The 20,214-nt window shown below is 53.5% G+C and carries 25 protein-coding genes and 1 pseudogene; 9 read left to right on the top strand and 17 right to left on the bottom strand.

The annotated features are described in order from the left end of the window. Positions 1 to 29: 29 nt before the first annotated feature. The 3 genes from AC13H5_RS07060 to AC13H5_RS07050 form a co-directional block, all read right to left on the bottom strand. Positions 30 to 461 carry a YlbF/YmcA family competence regulator gene (locus AC13H5_RS07060; protein ID WP_021067281.1) on the bottom strand — a complete coding sequence of 144 codons (432 nt, stop codon included), beginning with the start codon at positions 459 to 461 and terminating at the stop codon, positions 30 to 32. A 101-nt stretch (positions 462 to 562) separates the two neighbouring features. Further along, complete coding sequence (locus tag AC13H5_RS07055; RefSeq protein ID WP_215191007.1) at positions 563 to 991, bottom strand: GNAT family N-acetyltransferase; 429 nt, start codon at positions 989 to 991, stop codon at positions 563 to 565. A gap of 16 nt (positions 992 to 1,007) precedes the next feature. Then, positions 1,008 to 2,471, bottom strand: a complete 1,464-nt coding sequence (locus AC13H5_RS07050; RefSeq protein WP_483546506.1) for a phytoene desaturase family protein — start codon at positions 2,469 to 2,471, stop codon at positions 1,008 to 1,010. 142 nt (positions 2,472 to 2,613) lie between these two features. Between AC13H5_RS07050 and AC13H5_RS07045 the strand changes: the two genes are divergently transcribed. The 7 genes from AC13H5_RS07045 (at position 2,614) to AC13H5_RS07015 (ending at position 7,254) form a co-directional block, all read left to right on the top strand. Then, entirely contained in the window at positions 2,614 to 3,114 is a 501-nt protein-coding gene (locus tag AC13H5_RS07045; protein WP_214710996.1) for a hypothetical protein, read from the top strand. Positions 3,115 to 3,130: 16 nt separating this feature from the next. Beyond that, positions 3,131 to 3,577, top strand: a complete 447-nt coding sequence (locus AC13H5_RS07040) for a GNAT family N-acetyltransferase (RefSeq protein ID WP_214710995.1) — start codon at positions 3,131 to 3,133, stop codon at positions 3,575 to 3,577. A 13-nt stretch (positions 3,578 to 3,590) separates the two neighbouring features. Beyond that, the gene (locus AC13H5_RS07035) at positions 3,591 to 4,112 is read left to right on the top strand and encodes a DNA topology modulation protein (protein WP_214752815.1); all 522 of its coding nucleotides are present in this window, start codon (positions 3,591 to 3,593) and stop codon (positions 4,110 to 4,112) included. After that, a complete protein-coding gene (locus AC13H5_RS07030; protein WP_483546505.1) occupies positions 4,109 to 4,831 on the top strand; it encodes a nucleotidyltransferase domain-containing protein in 723 nt (240 codons plus the stop codon). The genes AC13H5_RS07035 and AC13H5_RS07030 overlap by 4 nt, the downstream gene beginning before the upstream one ends. Before the next feature lie 9 nt (positions 4,832 to 4,840). After that, positions 4,841 to 5,368 carry a P-loop nucleotide/nucleoside kinase family protein gene (locus AC13H5_RS07025; RefSeq protein WP_214752811.1) on the top strand — a complete coding sequence of 176 codons (528 nt, stop codon included), beginning with the start codon at positions 4,841 to 4,843 and terminating at the stop codon, positions 5,366 to 5,368. 126 nt (positions 5,369 to 5,494) lie between these two features. Beyond that, positions 5,495 to 6,253, top strand: a complete 759-nt coding sequence (locus AC13H5_RS07020) for a transporter substrate-binding domain-containing protein (RefSeq protein WP_034777396.1) — start codon at positions 5,495 to 5,497, stop codon at positions 6,251 to 6,253. Then, positions 6,250 to 7,254: a pyridoxal phosphate-dependent aminotransferase gene (locus AC13H5_RS07015; protein ID WP_483546504.1), complete on the top strand. Its 1,005-nt coding sequence runs from the start codon at positions 6,250 to 6,252 to the stop codon at positions 7,252 to 7,254. The genes AC13H5_RS07020 and AC13H5_RS07015 overlap by 4 nt, the downstream gene beginning before the upstream one ends. 33 nt (positions 7,255 to 7,287) lie before the next feature. Here AC13H5_RS07015 and AC13H5_RS07010 read toward each other — a convergent pair whose 3' ends face one another. Beyond that, on the bottom strand, positions 7,288 to 7,842 hold the full coding sequence (locus tag AC13H5_RS07010) for a maltose acetyltransferase domain-containing protein (RefSeq protein ID WP_483546503.1): 555 nt from the start codon (positions 7,840 to 7,842) through the stop codon (positions 7,288 to 7,290). Positions 7,843 to 7,932: 90 nt separating this feature from the next. Here AC13H5_RS07010 and AC13H5_RS07005 point away from each other — a divergent pair, with 90 nt between their 5' ends. After that, positions 7,933 to 8,856, top strand: a complete 924-nt coding sequence (locus tag AC13H5_RS07005; RefSeq protein ID WP_214710292.1) for a DUF7916 family protein — start codon at positions 7,933 to 7,935, stop codon at positions 8,854 to 8,856. Positions 8,857 to 8,898: 42 nt separating this feature from the next. On the opposite strand, the pseudogene hisIE reads toward AC13H5_RS07005, so the two are convergent. The 9 genes and pseudogenes from hisIE to AC13H5_RS06960 form a co-directional block, all read right to left on the bottom strand. Further along, positions 8,899 to 9,536: pseudogene (gene hisIE / locus AC13H5_RS07000) on the bottom strand (bifunctional phosphoribosyl-AMP cyclohydrolase/phosphoribosyl-ATP diphosphatase HisIE). Continuing rightward, positions 9,485 to 10,252, bottom strand: coding sequence for an imidazole glycerol phosphate synthase subunit HisF (hisF, locus tag AC13H5_RS06995; protein WP_034777390.1), 768 nt, complete (start codon positions 10,250 to 10,252; stop codon positions 9,485 to 9,487). Before hisF ends, hisIE begins: the two are co-directional and overlap by 52 nt. Next, complete coding sequence (gene hisA / locus AC13H5_RS06990) at positions 10,245 to 10,958, bottom strand: 1-(5-phosphoribosyl)-5-[(5-phosphoribosylamino)methylideneamino]imidazole-4-carboxamide isomerase (protein ID WP_483546502.1); 714 nt, start codon at positions 10,956 to 10,958, stop codon at positions 10,245 to 10,247. The genes hisF and hisA overlap by 8 nt, the downstream gene beginning before the upstream one ends. Then, complete coding sequence (gene hisH, locus AC13H5_RS06985; protein WP_483546501.1) at positions 10,936 to 11,523, bottom strand: imidazole glycerol phosphate synthase subunit HisH; 588 nt, start codon at positions 11,521 to 11,523, stop codon at positions 10,936 to 10,938. Before hisH ends, hisA begins: the two co-directional genes overlap by 23 nt. Beyond that, positions 11,520 to 12,107 (bottom strand): imidazoleglycerol-phosphate dehydratase HisB, encoded by a 588-nt coding sequence (gene hisB / locus AC13H5_RS06980; RefSeq protein ID WP_483546500.1) that lies wholly within the window; start codon positions 12,105 to 12,107, stop codon positions 11,520 to 11,522. The genes hisH and hisB overlap by 4 nt, the downstream gene beginning before the upstream one ends. After that, positions 12,094 to 13,107: a pyridoxal phosphate-dependent aminotransferase gene (locus tag AC13H5_RS06975; RefSeq protein WP_483546499.1), complete on the bottom strand. Its 1,014-nt coding sequence runs from the start codon at positions 13,105 to 13,107 to the stop codon at positions 12,094 to 12,096. The genes hisB and AC13H5_RS06975 overlap by 14 nt, the downstream gene beginning before the upstream one ends. Then, the gene (hisD, locus tag AC13H5_RS06970; RefSeq protein ID WP_483546498.1) at positions 13,104 to 14,321 is read right to left on the bottom strand and encodes a histidinol dehydrogenase; all 1,218 of its coding nucleotides are present in this window, start codon (positions 14,319 to 14,321) and stop codon (positions 13,104 to 13,106) included. The genes AC13H5_RS06975 and hisD overlap by 4 nt, the downstream gene beginning before the upstream one ends. After that, entirely contained in the window at positions 14,318 to 14,926 is a 609-nt protein-coding gene (hisG, locus tag AC13H5_RS06965) for an ATP phosphoribosyltransferase (protein WP_034777382.1), read from the bottom strand. Before hisG ends, hisD begins: the two co-directional genes overlap by 4 nt. Continuing rightward, complete coding sequence (locus AC13H5_RS06960) at positions 14,923 to 15,846, bottom strand: ATP phosphoribosyltransferase regulatory subunit (protein WP_483546497.1); 924 nt, start codon at positions 15,844 to 15,846, stop codon at positions 14,923 to 14,925. Before AC13H5_RS06960 ends, hisG begins: the two co-directional genes overlap by 4 nt. A 109-nt stretch (positions 15,847 to 15,955) precedes the next feature. Here AC13H5_RS06960 and hisJ point away from each other — a divergent pair, with 109 nt between their 5' ends. Beyond that, a complete protein-coding gene (gene hisJ, locus AC13H5_RS06955; protein ID WP_483546496.1) occupies positions 15,956 to 16,768 on the top strand; it encodes a histidinol-phosphatase HisJ in 813 nt (270 codons plus the stop codon). A gap of 162 nt (positions 16,769 to 16,930) precedes the next feature. On the opposite strand, the gene AC13H5_RS06950 is transcribed toward hisJ, so the two are convergent. The 4 genes from AC13H5_RS06950 to AC13H5_RS06935 all read right to left on the bottom strand — a co-directional run bounded on the left by AC13H5_RS06950 (position 16,931) and on the right by AC13H5_RS06935 (position 20,046). Then, complete coding sequence (locus AC13H5_RS06950) at positions 16,931 to 17,287, bottom strand: hypothetical protein (RefSeq protein WP_034777378.1); 357 nt, start codon at positions 17,285 to 17,287, stop codon at positions 16,931 to 16,933. 200 nt (positions 17,288 to 17,487) lie between these two features. Next, positions 17,488 to 18,063, bottom strand: coding sequence for a deoxycytidylate deaminase (locus AC13H5_RS06945; protein WP_034777377.1), 576 nt, complete (start codon positions 18,061 to 18,063; stop codon positions 17,488 to 17,490). Between the two features lie 53 nt (positions 18,064 to 18,116). Then, positions 18,117 to 19,346, bottom strand: a complete 1,230-nt coding sequence (locus tag AC13H5_RS06940) for a toxic anion resistance protein (RefSeq protein ID WP_034777376.1) — start codon at positions 19,344 to 19,346, stop codon at positions 18,117 to 18,119. Next, the gene (locus AC13H5_RS06935) at positions 19,330 to 20,046 is read right to left on the bottom strand and encodes a 5-bromo-4-chloroindolyl phosphate hydrolysis family protein (protein ID WP_034777375.1); all 717 of its coding nucleotides are present in this window, start codon (positions 20,044 to 20,046) and stop codon (positions 19,330 to 19,332) included. The genes AC13H5_RS06940 and AC13H5_RS06935 overlap by 17 nt, the downstream gene beginning before the upstream one ends. Between the last annotated feature and the right edge of the window lie 168 nt (positions 20,047 to 20,214).

Genomic DNA, 20,214 nt, shown 5'->3' with positions numbered 1-20,214 from the left:
CAGCTGACCAAAGGCCAGCTGTCTGTTTGTTAGTATCCGCAGCCGCCGCGTGATTTCTCCGCTGCCATACCGCTTCCTGTTTTACCGGCGAGAACGTCACCGTCCGTCGACTCGATAATGCGATCTGTCACCGAGTTGGCGAGTGTGACCGTCACGTATTGAAGCAAATCGTTCACTTCGACTTGCGTCTCCTGAAACGCCTGGACAACCGGGATCGAATCGAGTTCGTCCATCGCCTTGTCGATTTTCAGCTCGACTTTGGCGAGTGCTTCCGTCTTCCCGTAGTGCTTGCAGTTGACGGCTTCTTTTTGTAAGTATTTGATACGTTTAATCAACGTTTGAACGCGTTCACTTTCGTTCACTTTCGTTTCCGCTTCTTTGAAGCGGGCCACTTCCGGCGTGCTCGCCAATAAGTCGGCTAATTCTCTCGCTTTTTGAATCACAGTTTGATCAGTCACCATCGTAAACCCCTTTGCTCTCTATGATTGAACGCACGTCTTGACGCACGCAAGTATTCCTCATCATTCTACCACGAACTTATGGCAAACGGTACCGCATCGATTCACTTCGAGACGGTCGCCGTCCGAACCATATCGACGTGAGGAATCCCGTCCTCTAAGTAATCCTCGCTCGTTCGTGTGAACCCGAAGCTCGCATAGAACGGCTCCACGTATGTCTGTGCTTGCAAGTACAAATCGCGATCCCCAAAGTCAGCCACGGCTTCTTGCATCAAACGCCGCGAATGGCCTTGTCCCCGATGCGTCGATTTCGTGACGACACGGCCGATGGCAACCGGCGACTCCTCCTCGAGGACACGTAGCGCCGCGATCGGACGACCATCAGCCTCAATCCAGTAATGGACCGCCGCCACGTCTTTCCCATCGACTTCTTGATATGGGCAATCTTGTTCCACGACAAAGATTTCGGTCCGGAGCGCCAATAACTCATAGAGTTCTTTCGTCGTCAATTCGTCAAACCGTTTTTTATGCATCTCCACTTGTCTCCCCTCATAACTTCGAACCGAGCGCTCGAGCGACATGAAGCCCGCTCGTCATCGCCCCGATTGTGCCTGCCCCCGGAAATACTGTATCCCCGCAGACATACAGGTTCGGCAAGGTTGTCCGGTAGCTCGCCGCATGGAACAAAGCTTGTTGCGGTGTTTGGGCATAACCACCGACCGCGCCGTGCGGACGTTTCGTATATTTCACCCACGCCCCTGGTCCCCCGGGCAACATGACAGACGATTCGCCGTTCCAGTCCGGGAACGCTCGACTCACAACCGAGACGAGACGCTCGGTCCAATCTGTCTCTAGTTTCTCATACGTCACCTTGTCTTTCCAAGCCTGCCACTCTGTCAAATCGATATGGGTCGAGACGGTGACGGTCCGTTCCGGCCGCTCGGTCCGGAGCGAATCATCTGCGGCTGACATCGAGATGAAGGCGTGTCCTGACGGTAAGTCATCGCTATACACTTGTTGGAACAGCGGACGGTTCATGCATATCGCTTCAGGTAACGTGACGTACAGACTGAACGTTCCCCATTGCGAGCGCTTTAAGTGACGCCCGTACTGCTTGCTGAATTGACGTGACGTATCTCCGCTCAGCAGTTGAGCGGTCGCCTCGAGCGGGATGGCGGAGACGACGACATCGACGAGGTCGAGCCGGCCCCGCCGATCGGTCAAGAGCCAACCGTCCGCCACGCGCTCGAGTTTGACGATTTGTCGTCCGAGAAGGGTTTGTCCGCCGTCTTTTTGAATCGAGCGCTCCAAGGCGTGAGCGAGCGTGTACAAGCCGCCATCGACGTAAAATGCCCCTTCGTGGTAAATCGATAACGCGACGGCCGCGAGCAAGTGACTCGCCTCGCGAGCTCCGGTCTGAAGACTATCGAGCAAAATCCCGTCGATGACCCGTTCGAACGCCGTCCCGTCCAATCGATGCCGTTTTAACGTTGTACCGAGCGACCGGTATAACTTCCGAAACGCACGTAGTTGCGTCGGTCGAAAACCACGTATCGCAACCGATGCGTCATGAATCGTTCGAAACGGCAACGCCGGTAGCGTCTCAAACAAAGGACGAATCGTCTCAAAATCGGTCCATACTTCATTCAAGAAGGCACGAATCCGCGGAGCGAGTTCGGGAAACGTCGATTCAAGTTCAAGTAAAAAACGAGTCGGGTCTTGATAATAGCGGACCGTTTTCCCGTCCACATGAATCTGCATCACTTCCTCTAACACCCGAACGTCGATCGACTCACCCAAATACGTCAGCACTCGTTCGTGTAGTCCGCCCGGTTCAAATCCCATCCCGAGCGTTGCCCCGGCTGGGAATCGGTAGTCACCGCGCTCGAACTTACCGGCGCAACCACCCCACTCCCGCGATGATTCAAACACCGTCACGTCATGACCAATCCGACTTGCCAACGCCCCGGTCGTCAACCCGGCAATCCCACCGCCGATAATCCCGATTCTCATTCCTCATCCCCTCCTGACTTCATCATACATGGGTTCCTTGTATCCGAGATGTTTCGACGTGTTTCGGCAACATATTTCAAGCTTTAGGCAGGGTTCTGCCAGAAGATGGCGAAAAAAATCGATAAAGGACAGGTGAAACTATATGCGAAGTCGGGTCATCATTTATCTGCTCATCCCTATCTTAATTTTTATCGGCATTCTCATCACCCCGCCATCGGAAGAATCACAAAAATTGGCCACGATGACGGCTGTGAATATTCAAGAGATGATTCCGTATGAACGCGAGTACACGGCACAAAAAGTGTTACTCAAGGAAGTGAACGATGGCCGCGAGGCAATCATCGAGGAGTGGCGACTCGAACGCGGGGCGCGCACGACTTATAGTTACGTGTTACGACTCCAAGGGTTCGATACGGTGATTCAAGTCGATGCAGGGGCGGCCAATACGCGTTCGGACGGCTATTATGCCATGCAGGCGCACAGTCCCGTGTTCGAAGCGGACGAACCGCTATCGACCGGTTATCCGATTGTGCTCTTCGCCACCGAGCAACGGCTCGTTTTAAACCAGATGGAAGTACGCGTCCTATACGAAGAGGACGGTGTCATTGAAAAATGGCGTATCCTTGAATCCACAGACTCCTAACAAAGGCGGAATCGATATGAATCTCACGTTTCAACGAGCAACCGAATCACAACTGACCGAAATTTATAGTCTTGCAGGCGTCAACCGCGAAGAAGCAACCAATCACGTCTCGGCTGATAGCCGGGAAAAGATGATTGAAGCGTACGAACACTCTGCGAAATTTGGTGCCTATTTCCTCTGTCTCGTCGATGGTGAGACGCTCGTCGGCTGGACGCAAATCGATAAAGCATTCGACTATTTGACGGGTGCAGAGGTCGGTTGGGTGAACGACCTGTATATCAAGCCCGCGTTTCGCGGTCACGGCTATGCCAAACTATTGATGCGAGAAGCACTCGATACGTTCAAACAGATGGGCCATACTGATGTGCGCCTGAACGTGTATGCTCACAATCAAACGGCGATGCAACTATATGAACAACTCGGTTTCACAGACGTCAGTAAATTTATGAAGATTGACATTTGAAAGGTGGTATTCGATGCAAAAAATACTTCTCATCGGCTCAGGCGGTTCGGGCAAATCGACGCTCGCCCGCGTGTTGGGAACCCAACTCGGCATCGACGTCCATCACTTAGACGCCTTACTATGGAAACCAAATTGGTCACCCGCCACACGGCAAGAACAAATTAAAACGCAGTCCGCATTGATTGGACGCGATTCATGGATTATCGACGGCAATTACGGGGGCACGCTCGACTTGCGCCTTCATGCTGCCGACACGATTGTTTTTCTCGACTTGCCGAGGATTATTTGTACGTATCGCGTCTTGAAGCGCATGCTTTCCTATCGTGGCAAGACACGTCCGGACATGGGCCCAGGTTGTGAGGAACGGTTTGACCCGAAGTTCTTGAAATGGGTGTGGGATTATCCGAAATCGCAACGCCCGATTGTGATCAACCGATTGCAAGCCCTTCCTGATAACAAACAAGTCATCATATTGCATTCACGGACAGAGGTTCGTGACTTTATAACGCGCGTCGGTACGGAGCAACACCTATGATTCCTAAACTTGAACCAATCGTAGCAGCGAAGACGTTCGTCACAACGCGTTTCTCCCACTGTCGGGCCGCACTGCTCGCCGGGAGCGTCGTCCGTGGTGAGGCGACCGCAACGTCGGATTTAGATATCATCATCTTCGACGACACCCTCGGCTCGTCTTTTCGGGAATCGTTCATCGAGTCCGGATGGCCCATCGAACTGTTCGCCCATAACTTGACGTCGTATCGGACGTTCTTCGAGCAGGATTGCCGACGTGCCATTCCGTCGTTGCCGAGAATGGTCGCCGAAGGCATCATCTTGAAGGACACAAATATCGTCGAAGACATCAAGCGTGAAGCGAGAGCCTTGCTCGACAGCGGGCCCGAGGCTTGGTCGGACGAGACGATCGAGATGAAGCGATACTTCCTGACCGATGCACTCGAGGATTTGATTGGATGCACCACTCGGGCAGAAGGGTTATTCATCGCGGGCACTCTCGCCACGTTGGTCTGCGAGTTCATCCTGCGCACGAATCGACAATGGACGGGATCTTCCAAATGGACGTACCGCGCTCTCGACCGCTACGATGCGCAAGCAGCCCGAGAACTCGTCACTGCCCTTGAGGCGTATTATCAAACGAACGAACCCGACGCGCTCATCCGTTACGTCGATGAGACGCTCTCCCCGTTCGGCGGCCGGTTGTTCGCCGGATTCAGCCGCGGGAAATCAAACGAAACGTGAGGGTACTCCATGTTCTTTCTTCAAATGTCCGGGTTCCCCGGATCAGGTAAGTCGACGCTGTCTCGGGAAATCGCCCGACGGCTGGATGCGGTCATCGTCGATCATGATATCACGAAGACGGCACTGCTTGAATCGACTTCACAACACCCGCTTGACCCGGCGCTCGCCGGAAAAGTCGCCTATGATCTCGATTGGGCGCTCGTCGAGTTCCATCTGTCTTTAGGACGGAACGTCATTCTAGATAGCCCTTGTCTATATGACGTAATGATCGACCGCGGTTTGGCGATTGCGGCAAATAACGGGGCCACGTATCGTTACGTCGAGTGTCTCGTCGACGACGTCGATGTAATCAATCGGCGGTTGCGCGAGCGAGACCGGAAGCTCAGTCAAATCGGAAGCGTCTCACCAGAAAATTTCGATCGGACCGTCGCCAGCAGTAAAAAACCACCGAATATGCATGCGCTTACAATCGATACAAATCGCCCGCTCGAGACGTATTTACCGGACGTCATCGCCTATCTTCAGGCGATTGATTGACGATTCGATGCACCCTGAAACTTTTTCCCGGATGCATTTTTTTAATCATTTTTTGTATTTTTATGCTTTACAATTAATAATCATACATATACACTTAGTCTCATATCTTGAAGGAGGAATTCATACATGAAAAAGTGGGTCATTACAGGGGGATTAGTGGCAAGTGCATTACTAGCAGGATGTAGCCAAGAGACGACGGGCGAAGAGAAAAAAACACTCGTCATGGGGACGAGCGCCGATTACTTCCCGTATGAGTTTGTCGATACGGCGAACGGGGATGAGATTGTCGGATTTGATATCGAGATCGCCGAAACCGTCACGGAACGCCTCGGCTACGAACTCAAAATTGAAGACATGGACTTCGGCAGCCTGCTTGGGGCACTAAACGCCGGACGTGTCGACTTCGTTATGGCCGGTATGACGCCGACCGAAGAGCGGAAAGAAAATGCCGCCTTCTCGGATATCTACTTGTCGGCGACGAACTTAGTCATGACGAAAGATGAGTCACTCGAGTCGATTGAGGCGCTCGCCGGCAAGAAAATCGGCGTCCAAACCGCTTCGATTCAAGAGAACATCGCCAAAGACCAAGCTCCGGAGGCAGAGCTCGTCTCATTGAACAAGATTCCAGAGATCGTCCAAGAGTTGAATACGGGTCGGATCGACGCGATGGTCATCGAGGACACGGTCGCCCAAAAATACTTGGACCAAGATGCCGGACTGTACACGTTCGCCTTGAAAGAAGATGGCGAGAAAGGTTCAGCAGCCGCCTTTAAATTGGAGGACGACCTTCGCGATCAGTTCAACGAGGAGTTGAACAAGATGATTGACTCAGGTGAAATCGACAAACTCGCCAAAAAATGGTTCTCGATGGAGCCGACGGAATGAGACCAGTCTCGCTGCCGATTTATCCAGTCACCTATCCAGACGGGTACCGTTTGAATCAAAACGAGAGTCAGTTCCCGGTGCCGTCCCGCCTCTATGACCAGCTCGCGACGATTTCGTTCCAAGACTTGCATGAGTATCCGGTCCAACCGATTGACGAGTTGTTCACCCGTTATGCGGCCTACGCCGGTGTCGAGCCGAATCAATTGCTCGTCGGTTGCGGCAGTGACGAGATGATTCACGTCGTCACCCAGGCGCTGTTGGCACCGGAAGACGTCGTCTTGTCACCGAGCCCGGATTTCGCACTCTATCCGATCTTCACGACAATCGCGCACGGCCGGCACGTGCAAGCCGATGACCTGTCGTATGACGCACTCGTCCAGGCGATCACGCAACACACACCGAAGCTGTTGCTGTTGTCGAACCCGAACAATCCGACCGGTAAATTGTGGAGCGTCGCTGAATTGGCCGAACTCGCGGGACTCGTGCCGTACTTGATCGTCGACGAAGCCTATATCGACTTCACACCGACGTCGAGCATGGTGGCCCATCTTGATTCATTTGCGAATGTGATTGTACTGCGGACGTTATCGAAGGCGTTTGGCCTGGCCAACGTCCGCCTCGGTTTCATGGTCACGACGACCGAACTCGCCGCTTATTTCCGTCAGTTCGTCCCGCCGTTCAACATTAGCGGTGTCAGCGCGAAAATCGCCAACATGTTCTTACAAGATGCGACGTATCTCGATGAGGCCATCGCATGGCACGCCGACATGCGCGGACAGTGGACCGACTTGTTCGCCACCATCGGACACGTCCATCCCGCCGAGGCGAACTTCATTTACGTCACGCTCGATGAGCCGGAGGCCGTTTGGGCCCACCTCGTCGCGCATGGCGTTCACACATCGAAACAACCGAACGGGATTCGCATCACGCTCGGCAATGAATCTGCTCTCGAAGCAACACGTCAGGCACTAGTCACCTTCGCGTCACAACCGACAGCATAAGCAAACGACCCGACATCACGTCGGGTCGTTTCGTCATGGTATGAACTTGAGCACTTTTGCTGGATTGCCCCCGACGACGGCACGGGCTGGCACGTCTTTCGTCACAACGGCGCCAGAGGCGATGACGGCATCGTCCCCGACTGTCACCCCTGGGTTTAGAATGGCACCGCCGCCGATCCATACCCGATGTCCGACCGTGACCGGTTTCCCGTATTCAAGACCCGAGATTCGTTCGATCGGGTCGAGCGGATGCGTCGCTGTATAGACGTGGACACCTGGACCGAGCATGCAATCGTCACCGAATGTGATCGGACAGATGTCGAGGAATACGCAATCAAAGTTAGCGAAGAACCGTTCTCCGAGATGAATGTTATAACCGTAGTCGCATTTGAACGTCGGCTCCAAATAAAACGAACTTCCGGTCGAGCCGAATAGCTCCGCTAACACTGCTTTTCGGTCGTCGAGTTCATCAATCCCGGATCGATTAAATCGTTCCGTCAAACGCTGGGCCTGACGCCGGTCGGCGACGAGTTCCTCGTCTCCGGCCAAGTAAAGCTCGCCCCGAATCATCTTTTCTTTTTCAGTCATCTGCATCTCCCCCTATTCTGTCATCATTATAGAGGAATTTCTAGCGAAATGGGGAATAGGAACATGACGAACTAGAGGAGGAATAGACAGATGAAACGAATTCTTGACTGTAGAGCCAGTGATTTCTTGACGTTCAACCGCTCGGATTTGATTGGATCGATTCGCAAAGCCGAAGGCCGGACCGTACTCGCCGAAGTCATCCCGACCGTACAACCACTCTATCCGGAAGTGACGAACGCCGAACTCGCGCGGGCGTTCGGTGCCGACATGATTCTTTTGAACATGCTCGACGTGTTCCACCCGTACATAAAAGGTCTCGAAAGCCACGCCTTGTTCGGAAACATGCCGGGCGAGACGATGTCTGACAATCCAATCATGGAATTGAAGCGGCTCGTCGGTTTGCCGATTGGGGTCAACCTCGAGCCGGTCGACTTTTCCGAGAAATCGGAGGACATGTATGATGTGAAACAAGGACGGCTCGCGACACGGGAAGCGTTCGCCAGAGCGTCCGAGCTCGGGATCGACTTCATCTGCCTGACCGGAAACCCGAACACCGGGGTGACGAACGAGGCGATCGAGCAAGCCATCATCAACGCCCGCCAAGAGTTCGCGGGCGTCATCATCGCCGGGAAAATGCATCAAGCCGGCGTCGGCCGTGTACTCGACCAGGAGGCGTATGTCCGCTTCGCTGAGGCCGGGGCCGACATCATCTTGATTCCAGCGCCCGGCACCGTTCCTGGCGTCCGCGAAGATGAATTCTATGAAGTCACGCGCGAGATTCAGGCGTTGGATAAACTTGTCGTCGCCGCCATCGGCACTTCACAGGAAGGATCCGATGAAGCGACGATTCGTGACATCGCCTTGTCCTCGAAGCGCGGTGGGACGGACATCTTCCATATCGGCGATGCTGGGCTGTCCGGAATCGCCACACCAGAGAATATTCAGGCGTTATCGATTGCGATTCGGGGACGGCGCCATACGTACATCCGTATGGCCGCCTCGGTCAACCGCTAATCAAAAGGAACGAAGCCGATAATGGCTTCGTTCCTTTTTGTGTTACCAGTCGGTGACGTCTCGGCGTGGTTTCGCCGGAGTCGTCGTCCCGTGCCGTTTGGCGAGGAGCGCCTCAACGTCTTGTAATGACACGCCTTTGGCGGCGAGCAAGACGAGCAGGTGGTACAAGAGATCGGCCGACTCTTCGACCAAATCTTCATCGTTCAGCGCCGCGATGACGACCTCGAACGACTCTTCCCCAAACTTCTTGGCAATCTTGTCAACACCTTGGTCGAATAGATAAGACGTATACGACCCTTCTTTCGGTGACGCCTGTCGTTCTTGAATCAACTTCTCTAATTCGTGAATCATCCTTCCACCTCCGTGAAAAAGCAGCTTCGATTTCCCGTATGGCACGTCGGCCCATTGGCACGGACACGGACCAACAACGCGTCTTGATCACAATCGACGTGGATGCTTTCGAGCTCGAGCGTATTCCCGCTCGATTCCCCTTTCATCCAAAGTCGCCCTTTTGAACGTGACCAGAACGTGACCGTGTTCGTCTCGAGCGTCTTCTGAATCGCCTCGTCGTTCATGTAGCCTAACATGAGGACGGCGTCGTCCTCTGTCGACACGATGATGGCTGAAATCAATCCGTTTTCGTCGTAACGAACCGCATCGGCAAGTTGTGCTCGCTGCATACGTGTTTCACCTCTTCCACTGTCGTTTTCCGGTCATGCAAAATCGAGGCGAGTAGCGCCGCATCGACCTTCTCGAGCGCGTCGACGACGTGATTCGCGTTCCCGGCACCGCCAGAGGCGATAATCGGGATATCGACGGCGTCCCGGAGCAAATCAAGGATTCGCAAATCGTAGCCGCTCTGCTTTCCGTCCTGATTCATCGACGTGACGAGCAGTTCACCCGCCCCAAGTGCGGCCACTTGCTTTGCCCAATCGACGGCCCGCAACTCGGTCCGGTTCTTCCCGCCATACGTATAGACGAAGTAATCGTCGTCCTCGAACTTGACGTCGATGGCGATGACGATACATTGTGACCCGAACCGCTCGGCCGCTCGTTTAATCAAATCGGGTGATTCGACGGCGAGCGTGTTGAGCGACACTTTATCGGCCCCAGCTTTTAAGAGCGAGGAAATATCCTCAAGTGACCGGATGCCGCCACCGACCGTGAGCGGAATGAACACTTTCCGGGCGACGGCACTGACGACGTCAAGCATCGTCTGGCGGCGTTCCGTACTCGCAGTGATATCGAGAAACACGAGCTCATCCGCACCGGAGGCGTCATAATACTTGGCAATCTCGACGGGGTCGCCGATGTCACGTAACGCGACAAACTCGATCCCTTTGACGACACGACCGTCTTTCACATCAAGACACGGAATGATGCGACGTTTAAGCATGGCGCGCCTCCCACTCGATCAAGTCATCGAGACTGACTTGTCCGGAGAGTAGTGCCTTCCCGACGACCGCCTCGTCGATGCCGGCCGCTTGAAGCGCCTCGACGTCAGCCTCGGTCGTCACGCCACCCGAGGCAATGATCGTGACCGAAACAGCCTCACGGAGCGCCTTCATCCGCTCAAGGTTCGGTCCGTTCAATTTCCCGTCCGAACCGATATCCGTATAGAGAATCGTCTTGACCCCACGGTCGACGAGTTCTTTCGCGGCATCGATATCTTTTAAGTCGGTCGCTTCTTGCCAACCGTTGACGGCGACGATACCATCATAGGCGTCGAGGGCGACGGCGACACGATTTCCGTACTTCGCGAGCGCCCGGCCCAAGAAATCCGGGTCTGTGAACGCTTTTGTCCCAAGCAAAACCCGGTCGGCGCCGGTCGCCATGACCGCATCGAGCGCTTCCTCGGAACGAATGCCTCCGCCGGTCTGGACGAAGAAGCCGCACGATTTAGCGAATCGGACGACATCAAGATGTCTCGGTTCGCCGGCTTTCGCTCCCTCGAGATCAATCAAGTGAAGCATCGGAACGCGCCCTCGCCATTCCTTCAATTTTTCGTATGGGTCGCCATACTGTTCTTCTGTATTGAAATCGCCTTCCGTCAAGCGGACGATTTTTCCGTCAATCAAATCAATGGCCGGTAGTAATCTCACGTTCGACCGCCTCCTTCCATTCTGTCAATAAACGTAATCCGAACGCGCCGCTCTTCTCGGGATGAAACTGCATCCCCGTGACGAGTCCTTTTTGCACGATGGCTGGCACGGTTTCACCCATATAATCGGCAGACGCGATCACGTGGACTGGATCAGTCACGACGTGATACGAGTGGACGAAATAGACGTCCTCGTCGCGCAAAATCGAGTTCCATCCGACGTGTGGCAGACGTTTCGCCCGCATCCGCTCAACGCGCCCTTCAATCAAACCGAGTCCCTCCGTCGGCACGCCTTCCATACTCGAGTCAAACAAGAGCTGCATGCCGAGACAGATGCCGAGGAACGGCTTTTCATTCGCCGATCGTTTCAATAGCGGGATCAGCCCCGTCTCGTTCAGTGATTGCATCGCCTGCGGGAACGCTCCGACCCCAGGTAACAAGATGGCATCAGCCGTCTCGATTTCCACTGGATCGTTCGTGATGGTGACGTAACAGCCGATAGCTTGGAGTGCCCGTTCGACGTTGAACACGTTACCCATTCCATAATCGATGACCGCGATTTTCATCCTTCGATCAGTCCTTTCGTCGACGGGAGCCGATTCGACCCGTCTTGCCCGATCGCTTCAGCGAGGGCGCGACCGAACGCCTTGAACAGTCCTTCAATCATATGGTGCGAGTTCGACCCGTAGAGGACCTCTAGGTGCAGTGTCAACCGGGCGTTCATCGCCACGGCCCGGAAAAATTCTTCGGCGAGCTCGGTATCAAAGTCTCCGAGTTTCGGATTTTTAATATCGGCGCGGTAGACGAGGAACGGACGGCCCGATACGTCGACGACGGCACGCGCGAGCGTCTCGTCCATCGGCAAATAACTCGTGCCATAGCGGCGAATGCCGACTTTGTCGCCGAGCGCTTGATTGATCATCTGCCCAAGGGCGATTCCGACGTCTTCGACCGTATGGTGAGCGTCGACCCACGTATCCCCTTCGACATGGACCGTCAAATCGATTTGGCTGTGGAACGCGAACAGTGTCAGCATATGATCAAAGAAGCCGACACCTGTCTTGATGCCACTTTGTCCTGTCCCATTCAAATCAAGCTTGAGCTCGATGTTCGTCTCTTTTGTCTCTCGTTTCGTCTCAGCTGTTCTCAAGTGAAGTCACCTCTTCTATCGTTTGTTGAAGCAAGCGGTACGCCTCGTCCGTGCCGGCACTGACACGAATCCCGTCTGCGAACGCGCGAACATGGACATCCTTTTCTAAGAAACGGGCGGCCCAAGCTTCGCTGTCCGGTGTTTTGACGTATAGGAAATTGGCACGGCTCGGTAAGACGTTTCCAATCGGTGCGAGCAACGTTTCAAGCTTTTGTCGTTGCGTTTGATGGAAGCTGATCGACTCATCGATATATTCGGAGTCGTTCAACACGACCGTCGCCACGGCCGCGCTCAGCCCGCTCACGTTGAATGGCGAACGGAACCGATCAATCTTCTCGATTAAGCGCTCGTCGGCAATCATGAAACCGATGCGCAGATTCGCGAGCCCGAACGCTTTCGATAGCGTACGGAGAATGATGACGTTCGCGTGGTCCGCGAGTCGGTCTTTGAATGAATCTTCCATCGTGAAATCGATATATGCCTCGTCCACGACGAGATATGGAACACGGCTGGCGACCGTTTCGAGTTCATCGAGCGTCCACATCTTTCCGGTCGGATTGTTCGGGTTCGACACGAGCACGAGTTTCGGCCGTTCCGCCTCAATCGTTTGCATAAGCGCCTCGAACGACAATCCGTCCGCATCCGGCTGCACAAAATTCCCGCGAGCAATATGCGTATAAATGCCGTACATCGAAAAATCGGGAATCGGGGCGGCGGCGACGTCATCGGCGTCAAGGATTGCCTGACAAAGAATCGCGAGCAATTCATCGCTACCGCTCCCGACCATGAGTTGTTGCGGATCCACACCAGCATATGTCGCATAACTTTGTTTCAGCGCTGCCAACTCATCGACCGGATAATGGCTCAAATCGAGCGGAAGCTCTCGGATTGCCGTCTTTAACCGCTCTGGGAACTCATATTGGCTCTCGTTTTGATTCAACGCATGTCCTTTGACCGCCTGCGGGACGTAGCGGGGAATCGTCTCATAGTTCTGTCTCATACGTCCTCCAATCGAACCGCCATCGCTCGGGCGTGGCCGTCAAGTTGTTCTTGTTGCGCGATGCGAATCGCGGCGCGTGTGACACGTTCATCGAGCTCCGTCATCTGAAGGAACGTCTGGCGTCGGTAAAAATCATCGACCGAGAGCCCGCTCGAGAAACGTGCCGTCCCGCTCGTCGGCAAGACGTGGTTCGGTCCAGCGATGTAATCGCCAAACGCTTCCGCGGCTTCATGACCGAGGAAGAACGAACCACCGTGACGGATGGCTTGCATATAGGTTTCCGGGTCGGAGACGGCAAGTTGCACGTGCTCGGCTGCCATCTCGTTGGCGACTTCGATTGCACGTTCGCTCGACATGATGCGTACCCCGCCTCGTTTCAATGCCTCGACCGCAATGTCACGGCGTGGTAGCTCGGCCAGCTGGCGTGCCAATTCCTGTTCGATCCGTTCGGCCAACTCGTCTGACGTGACGAGAGCGAGTGCCGTCGCTTCAACGTCATGTTCGGCTTGGGCGAGCAAGTCGGCGGCGACCCATTTCGGATTAGCCGTCGCATCGGCGATGATGAGTACTTCAGACGGTCCAGCGACCGAGTCGATGCCGACGATGTGGGAGACGAGCGATTTTGCAGTCGCGACATAGGCGTTACCAGGTCCGACAATCTTGTCGACCGGTTGAATCGTCTCGGTGCCAAACGCAAGCGCGGCCACGGCTTGTGCCCCGCCGACGAGATGACACTCATCTGCCCCTGCGATTTTTGCCGCAATCAATAGCGACAAGTCGATGCCATCTGGTTTTGGCGGCGTCACCATGACGATCCGTTTCACACCGGCCACTTTCGCCGGGATGATGTTCATCAATACGCTCGAGGGATAGACGGCCGTCCCACCCGGTACGTACACGCCGACCGAGTCGAGCGGCATGAAGCGACGTCCGAGTCTGAACATGCCATCTTCATACGCGTCGTCTTGACGACGCTGACGCTCGTGGAACGTGCGAATGCGTTCGGCGGCGAGCGTCAACGCCTCGGTCAACTCCCCGTAAGCTTCAGGTGGCGTGAAGGCCGTCAAGTCGACCGTTTCGATTACGTCGACACCGTCAAATTTCTTTGTAAACTCTAGGAGCGCCTCATCTCCGTTCGACTCCACGGCCTCGAGAATTGGCTTAACCGCTTCCGCCCAGCTTTCACGCCGGCTCCGATTCGTTTCCGTGCTCATTTCGCTTCCTCCTTGCTTAAACGACGAATCCAAGCCTTCAATTCATCAGGATCGTTGGCGAGCGCCGTCTCACTCGTGATGAACTTGGCGTTCACCGTGAAAATCGTTTCGTATTCCTCGAGGTCGTTCGCACGAAGCGTCGCCCCCGTCTCGACGATATCAACGATGCAATCGGCGAGTCCCGTGAGCGGTGCGAGTTCGACCGAACCGTTCAACGCAATCACTTCGACGTTCTGTCGCTTCGAAGCGAAGTGAGAGATGGCGATATTCGGATACTTGCTCGCGACTTTCAATTTTTTCGTCCCGTTCTTTCGTTCTTTCGGTCCACAGACCGCCATCCGGCAACGGCCGAACGGCAAATCGACGACTTCGAGGACGCCAGGCGTCTTCTCTCGCAAGATGTCGCCACCGACGACGCCGACATCAGCCGCGCCGTGCATGACATATTTATAGACGTCATCCCCTTTGACGAAGATGAACTCATGCCCGTCGACTTCGACGGTCAATTCCCGGCCGCGTTTTTCGGGCCAGACGGTTAATCCGACTTGTTCGAAATAGTCTCGGGCCGCTTTTTCAATGCGTCCTTTCGCGATGGCCACTTTCATAAAATCACCTCACCTAATTGTTCTAAATCAAGCGACAATCCGAACGCCCGTCGCGATTGGCCGAAATGTCCATATAGCGAATCATAGCGACCGCCCGAGAGGACGCGCCGTCCATCGATGCTTCCTGTCACCGTCAATCCTGAATAATAATCAAAATCGCCGGTCTGTCCAAAGTCGTACGATACGTTCAAACCGATGGCGCGTAAATGTTCGACCGCCCGCTCGACTTCATTGATCGCAGCCGTCAACCCTGGCTCGGCGACTTCTCGTAGTTCAGCGAGTGCCGAATCACCGATTAAGAACGGTAGCTTCGCGATTAACGGGTATTGGTACGTATCAGCGAGGTCACGAAGTGATTCCAAGTTACGGAGCGCCAAATATTGACGGAGCGTCCGCTCTGGGATCCCGGCCTCTTCCGCCACGGCCGCGACCAAGGCAGCCGAGCCGACTTGAATCCGAAGCCCGTCTTGCGGCAACACCCGCTCGGTCATACTGAGGAACGATGCGATCAGCTCCATATCAGGTGAGTCCCCGTCAATCCATTCGAGACCGAGCTGTTGACGCTCATGCGGCTGACCCGAATGTTTCGGGGTACGCCGATAGACGGCACCGGCATAGGCGACCCGCATCGGCTCATGACCATCGGCGAGCTTCCGAGCGATTTGCAACGTATAGTCCGGACGCATGACGAGCAACTCGCCGTCATTCCCGAACAGACGATAATAGGCCGACTCATCGAACAAGGCCAAGTCTTGATAGTGCGAATAATATTCCACGAGCGGTGGCTCAATGACACTGTAGCCATTTGACTCGGCTCGTTCTAAAAATGACAACATCCACTGCTTCGGACGCAGGACGTCTTCCCCTTGCAATTCGTGCCATCCTTCCGGGATGGATCCTTTTGTATTGAACCAGATCATCAATATCACCCTTTATCTTATTATCACTTTACCAAACTAAAGTAGTGTGTTAAATTTATCAAACCAAGCCGTTGCTGTCAACCGGCGAACTCGAAAGGAATGTCGACTGATGATTGACTTTACCCGTGATGGTCACCTTCACACCCCATTTTGTCCGCATGGTTCATCCGATTCGCTCGAAGCGTATGTAAAGCGCGCCTTGAACCAAGGAATCCAGACGCTCACGTTCACGGAGCATGCGCCGCTCCCGGCCCGGTTTCAGGACCCGACGCCAGAACAAGATTCAGCGATGGCGCTCGATTTGCTCCCGCGTTATATAGAAGCTTTGCAGACGTTGAAGCGGTCGTATCCCGAACTTGATCTCCGCATCGGTTTGGAGATCGACTATTTGCCCGGATATGAGTCCGAGACGCTGGCGTTGCTCGAGCCGTATGCCGACGTATTAGACGAAGCAATCTTGTCCCAACACTTTCTCCTCGTCGACGACGAGCTCCTGCCTATCGACTTCTCGGCCGACACGTTTGATGCGCTCGTCAAACGTGTCGGCTCGTTCGAGACCGTGATGAAACAATACTACACGGCGCTCGCTGCCGGCCTCGCATTCCCTTGGGAGCGTTTGAAAGTGGACCGCATCGGACATATCGACTTACCGATCAAATATCAACACAATTACACGTGGGACCGCTCGAACGTGCAGGACGAACAGACGCGCTTGCTACAAACGATCGCTACACGCGGTTTCGGTCTCGATTTGAATACGGCCGGGCTCCGCAAGCCCGATTGCGGCCAACCTTACGCCATTGACGTCGCGTCCGAGGCGGCCGCACTCGGCATCCCGTTCGTGCTCGGTTCAGACGCCCATATCGCCTTTGATGTCGGCGCCGGGTTCGAAATTATACAAAAAAAAGCCACGTTCCTATGAACGTGGCTTTTTCACAGCGATCTAGCTATCTAGATCCCCATTTTTGGTTGTCGATAACGATATGGCGTTCCATTTCTTCATCTATTGACAATAATACCATACTGAACCCGCATTGCAACCCGAAAATGAAAAAAGGATGACGTGGGTGTCATCCTTACAAAGTTAGACCGCCATCTCGGCGTATAGGTCTTTCAACTCTTCCGTCGCTGCCTCATCCATTTGTAACGCGACGAGTTCAACAAACCGGAGCGCCGGATCCGTATCCCCTGACAAGGCGACGATCTCAGCTGCGGCACCATCGAGCGCTAGCAAGATGCCCGAGACACCGAGCGTCGGATAGTAGCGAAGCAACGCCCGAACGTGCTTCAACTCCGAAACCTCATTTCCGTTGATCTTTAATGACTTAACGGCGAGCTCTTTATGCGTCCCGATGGCAAATTTATCTTCCCACACCTCTTCGAGTGTGATCAACGCTTCCACATCATAGGCACCATCTGTGAAACGAACTTGTTTTTCCATGTAACATTTCCCCTCTCGTTAATCTACTTTCATTATAAGAAAGAAACCCACGAAAAGATTGTGAAATATTGAACATTATGTGTAAACTTTGTCTCACCTGTGCTTAGCCATAAAAAAAGGTCCCTCCGAAGAGAGACGAATAATGGAAGAGTAAAACACCATTGGCAGTACATTAATAATATAACATCGAATGTAAACGTTTACAATGTGTTTTTGAAACTTTTTTCGAGTGGCATATGTACCACGTCAATCCCACTCTCACGCATCAAATCGAGGCCGTCACCGTGCTCATAGCCGACCGCATAGACGACACGGGCTACGCGTGACGCGATCAAAGCGAGCGAACAGGCATGACATGGTGAGTGGGTCACATAGGCTGTCGCGCCGAAGGCGTTCGTCGAATCCGCGGCGAGCTTACCGATCGCGTTGATTTCGGCGTGGATTTCATGTTGCTTCGACCAATTATGGTGGTCGTATGGGTCCGAACATCTAATAAATGTCACACCCTCATGGATGAATGAAACCGGTGCCTCGAGCAAATCGACCGCATCTTCTGACACGTACTCGGCCCGTTTATAAAAACCGTCTTCCCGTTTTAAAAAGATCTCATTGCAGTTCGTATGTCCGGGTGGCGTCCCATTGAGCCCAATCGAGATCGGCTTCTCATCTTTGACGATGACGCAAGCGACACTTTTCGAGGCGCATTTCGAATGGCGTACCGCCATCATATCAGCGAACTGCAACCACGTCTCATCCCATAGCCGTTGTTTTTCCATTTTCTTATCCTCCTCAAAGAAAAGGAAAGTCTGAGGGCTCAGACTTTCCTCGTTCAATATCCAGTCTCTTTTGGCAACTCTTTGTTTTTTGAAGCGATCTCGATGACTTTTTCTTTCAACTCGTGCTCCATGCGATCGAGTTCACGTTCGGCCTCACGGCGCTTCTGACGTCCTTCTTGTTGAATCCGGAGCGTCTCGTCGAGCGTCGAGAGCAAGTTCTCGTGCGCCACTTTGAGCGATTCGACCGAAACGATGCCTTTCTCGTTCTCTGTGGCGATCTCGATCGATGAGTCTTTCAACATCTTCGAGTTCTGCTCGAGCAACGTATTCGTCGTCTTCGTGACGTCTTGCTGCATGCGGAGCGCCGTCTTTTGTCGTGTCAAGCTGAGCGCGAGCACGACTTGGTTTTTCCAGAGCGGAATCGTATTGACGACCGCCGACTCGATTTTCTCGGCTAGAATCTGGTTGTTCTGTTGGATGACCCGAATTTGCGGTGCCATCTGCAGACTGATTGTCCGGCTCAGTTTCAAATCGTGCAATTTTTTCTCGAATCGGTCCGCGAGTTGAATCATGTCGTTCAACTGTTGAAGTTTGACCTGGTCTTTCGACATCTCCACTTCTTGACGGAGCGGGGCGATCTCATAGCTGCGCACGTGGTCAAGTTTCGTCTCACCGGCGGCGATATAGACGTTAAGCTCTTCAAAATAACGCTTGTTCTTATCGTACATCTGATCGAGCATCGTGATGTCCTTCATCAAACCGAACTTGGCCCGGTCTAGATTATGGATGACTTCTTCTAAATAGACGCTCATCTTTTCAAACTGGAGTTTGTAGTTCTCGGCTTTCTTCTTGGCCCGTCCGATGAGCGGCAAGTTGTCCATAAAACTCTTCTTCTCTGGTTGCAACATGTCCGGGTCCATCTTGCGTACGTTCTGCATCAAGTCGGACAATAGCTTTCCGGCGTCACCGCCATCCTTCATCCGGACCTCGGTCAAGATTTGGTCCGAGAATTGCGACAGTTCGCGTTGCACGTTTGATCCGAACAACATGACGGAATCTGTCTTTTTAATATCGATCGACTCGGCGATGCGCGTGATCCGTTCCCGGTGTTCCTGCGGGACATCTGGATTCACTTGAATCGCCGGCACCTCATGTTTCTCTGTCATAGATGACCAGTCCACGGACGGGTCCGAAATCGCATCGGTTTCCGTCTTCGTTTTCGTCTGTGAAGTGAGCTCTTCTTCTGGCCATGACTGCCAGTTCGTTTCATTCGATGAAGTCATGTTTTTTTCTCCCTTCTGGTTGATCGGCCAATACTTTTTCCATCATGATCAACTCTCGTTCAAAGTCGACCGCATCGTCTTCTAAGAGACGGCTGCGTTGCTGTTTGAACTTGTCGACGATGAGTCGCATATTGGTAATCAACTGTTCACGTGTCTCTTCTTGAATGACGACGCGTTTTCCTTCTAGTTCTTTAAATTTCAACACGACCGACACAAGCGAATCCAAATAGAACGTGAAGAGATCACGAACATGTTTCGCGTCTTGTGGATTCTCGAACAGTTCAGCGAACAGTTCGTGCGCTTCCTTCGAGACGGCCTTCATCTCACGCCGCACCTCGATGTCTTTGATTTCCGGCAAGACGCGGTCGATTTGTTGCAGTTTCTCATACCCTTGTTCAATCGTCCGTTGCAAAAATTGAAGCTCTAAATCGTCGGTCGCCTCGAACTGACGTACCGGCGCCGCTTCTTCAAGCGGTTTCAAAATACGCGAGCCGACGAACGGTTCGTCTTCATCGAGCAACAGCTTTTTCTTGGCCCGTTTGGCAACGGGGGCCGGTGCCCGCTTCCGGCGTTTATTGGTCGACCACACTTCGTTTAATACGAGCGCCCCGACGATGATAAACAACCAAGAGAAATCAAAAACGTTTATGGCAAAATATAGGATCGCCCCGGTCAGGGCCCATTTCATCCATGTTTTCATCCGTTTCACCTCGTCTCATGATACTTCTATTGTACCTTACGTGACCCTTCAAAAAAAGTTTCGTCATCTTTATAAGCTTAGCATAATGACGCCGCACGCTCTCTCGGTCGCAAGAACGAAAAGTCAGGGTCGCTCGAATGTAAAAAACCCTCCTGATTCAATGAATCA

Source organism: Exiguobacterium sp. FD-YE-25-4 (assembly GCF_057004685.1).
The sequence above is the reverse complement of the archived record's forward strand: the minus strand, read 5'-3'. Positions and strand labels throughout refer to the sequence as shown.

Excerpts from the sequence above, each read along its gene's own strand:
- AC13H5_RS07030 (WP_483546505.1), top strand. The coding sequence starts at position 4,109 with ATGATTCCTAAACTTGAACCAATCGTAGCAGCGAAGACGTTCGTCACA.
- AC13H5_RS06975 (WP_483546499.1), bottom strand. The coding sequence starts at position 13,107 with ATGAGACAGAACTATGAGACGATTCCCCGCTACGTCCCGCAGGCGGTC.
- AC13H5_RS06935 (WP_034777375.1), bottom strand. The coding sequence starts at position 20,046 with ATGAAAACATGGATGAAATGGGCCCTGACCGGGGCGATCCTATATTTT.
- AC13H5_RS07040 (WP_214710995.1), top strand. The coding sequence starts at position 3,131 with ATGAATCTCACGTTTCAACGAGCAACCGAATCACAACTGACCGAAATT.
- AC13H5_RS06940 (WP_034777376.1), bottom strand. The coding sequence starts at position 19,346 with ATGACTTCATCGAATGAAACGAACTGGCAGTCATGGCCAGAAGAAGAG.
- AC13H5_RS07010 (WP_483546503.1), bottom strand. The coding sequence starts at position 7,842 with ATGACTGAAAAAGAAAAGATGATTCGGGGCGAGCTTTACTTGGCCGGA.
- AC13H5_RS06960 (WP_483546497.1), bottom strand. The coding sequence starts at position 15,846 with ATGATCTGGTTCAATACAAAAGGATCCATCCCGGAAGGATGGCACGAA.
- AC13H5_RS07015 (WP_483546504.1), top strand. The coding sequence starts at position 6,250 with ATGAGACCAGTCTCGCTGCCGATTTATCCAGTCACCTATCCAGACGGG.
- AC13H5_RS07025 (WP_214752811.1), top strand. The coding sequence starts at position 4,841 with ATGTTCTTTCTTCAAATGTCCGGGTTCCCCGGATCAGGTAAGTCGACG.
- AC13H5_RS07045 (WP_214710996.1), top strand. The coding sequence starts at position 2,614 with ATGCGAAGTCGGGTCATCATTTATCTGCTCATCCCTATCTTAATTTTT.
- hisJ (WP_483546496.1), top strand. The coding sequence starts at position 15,956 with ATGATTGACTTTACCCGTGATGGTCACCTTCACACCCCATTTTGTCCG.
- AC13H5_RS07055 (WP_215191007.1), bottom strand. The coding sequence starts at position 991 with ATGCATAAAAAACGGTTTGACGAATTGACGACGAAAGAACTCTATGAG.
- hisG (WP_034777382.1), bottom strand. The coding sequence starts at position 14,926 with ATGAAAGTGGCCATCGCGAAAGGACGCATTGAAAAAGCGGCCCGAGAC.
- AC13H5_RS07060 (WP_021067281.1), bottom strand. The coding sequence starts at position 461 with ATGGTGACTGATCAAACTGTGATTCAAAAAGCGAGAGAATTAGCCGAC.
- AC13H5_RS06945 (WP_034777377.1), bottom strand. The coding sequence starts at position 18,063 with ATGGAAAAACAACGGCTATGGGATGAGACGTGGTTGCAGTTCGCTGAT.
- AC13H5_RS07035 (WP_214752815.1), top strand. The coding sequence starts at position 3,591 with ATGCAAAAAATACTTCTCATCGGCTCAGGCGGTTCGGGCAAATCGACG.
- AC13H5_RS06950 (WP_034777378.1), bottom strand. The coding sequence starts at position 17,287 with ATGGAAAAACAAGTTCGTTTCACAGATGGTGCCTATGATGTGGAAGCG.
- AC13H5_RS07020 (WP_034777396.1), top strand. The coding sequence starts at position 5,495 with ATGAAAAAGTGGGTCATTACAGGGGGATTAGTGGCAAGTGCATTACTA.
- hisH (WP_483546501.1), bottom strand. The coding sequence starts at position 11,523 with ATGAAAATCGCGGTCATCGATTATGGAATGGGTAACGTGTTCAACGTC.
- AC13H5_RS07050 (WP_483546506.1), bottom strand. The coding sequence starts at position 2,471 with ATGAGAATCGGGATTATCGGCGGTGGGATTGCCGGGTTGACGACCGGG.
- AC13H5_RS07005 (WP_214710292.1), top strand. The coding sequence starts at position 7,933 with ATGAAACGAATTCTTGACTGTAGAGCCAGTGATTTCTTGACGTTCAAC.
- hisD (WP_483546498.1), bottom strand. The coding sequence starts at position 14,321 with ATGAGCACGGAAACGAATCGGAGCCGGCGTGAAAGCTGGGCGGAAGCG.
- hisF (WP_034777390.1), bottom strand. The coding sequence starts at position 10,252 with ATGCTTAAACGTCGCATCATTCCGTGTCTTGATGTGAAAGACGGTCGT.